1 pseudogene is annotated in these 1,217 nt (G+C 62.0%); it reads right to left on the reverse strand.

Annotated features, from left to right (window positions below):
• Positions 1–145: 145 nt before the first annotated feature.
• A pseudogene (locus NKI95_RS34240) lies at positions 146–925 on the reverse strand (IS5 family transposase).
• Between the last annotated feature and the right edge of the window lie 292 nt (positions 926–1,217).

The raw sequence follows: 1,217 nt of genomic DNA on the forward strand, positions 1-1,217 counted from the left end.
GGGAAAAAAGAATCCTCGGCCCGCCGCCCCAACCGAGCCTACCCGCCGTCAGGCAAGCCATCCTCACCGCGCTCGCGCAGCCGCCTCCAATCCGTTGTCCCCACTGCCGCAGAACCCTCTCCGCTAAAAATCTGCCAAAGTAGTGCTAGGCCGTAGACTCATAAGCGCGGAGCCACAGCCGCATTGAAGCAAGCTGGACCATGGCGAGGAAGTTGGCTGCGAGCTTATCATAGCGGGTGGCGACGCGGCGGAAGTGCTTCAGCTTGGAGAAGAACCGCTCGATGAGGTTTCGTTCGCGGTAGAGCCGCTTGTTGAAGCAAGGCTTCCATCGCCGGTTGCTCTTGGGCGGGATGTTGGGCGTGGCGCCTTGATCCTGGATCAGTTCGCGGATGCGGTCGGCGTCATAAGCCTTGTCAGCCAGCACGATGGTGCGCGGGCCGAGGTGGTCGAGCAGCGTGTCCGCGATCTGCCCGTCATGCGTCTGTCCAGCCGTCGCCCAAGCCGGATCGGAAGCCCTTGCGCGTCGACGACGACGTGGATCTTGGTCGTGAGCCCGCCGCGCGATCGGCCGAGACAATGATCTGCACCCCCCTTTTTGCCGTCGCGGCCTGCTGATGGGCGCGAACGGAAGTGCTGTCGATCATCTGGATGTCACCGTCGTGCGCGGCCGTGATGGCATCCATTAGCCGATCCCAGACCCCTGCCTTTCGCCATCGCACGAAGGGTTGTAGCAGGTGGTGCGCGGCCCATAACGTTCCGGCAGATCGCGCCACGGCGCACCTGACCGTAACACCCAGAAAATACCGTTCAGAACACGGCGATCGACGCGAGGCACGCCGCGCGGCTTGTCGGGCAACAGCGGCTCGATCACGCGCCACTCGAAGTCGGTCAAATCATATCGGCTCACCCGACATTGAATCAGCATGGCAGCCCGAAGGGAAGTCCATGCCGTTCAAACTTGAGAGCATCAGTGCTATATCGTCGATGCGGCGGGGGGACGGACACCTCGCAAGAGGCACCAGAGGGTAATGCTGACCGCGCCCATCTTGGGCACCGTCTGCGTAATAGTCAGGCGCAGACCTTAGCCCCGCCGTACAAGCTCGCTTCCCTGTTTTATGGGTTCACGACCTAACACTACTTTGGCAGATTTTTAGCGGAGATGGTTCTGCGGCAGTGGGGACAACGGATTGGGGGCGGCTGCGCGAGCGCGGTGAGGA

Source organism: Mesorhizobium sp. M0306 (genome assembly GCF_040321655.1).
GTDB lineage: Bacteria > Pseudomonadota > Alphaproteobacteria > Rhizobiales > Rhizobiaceae > Mesorhizobium.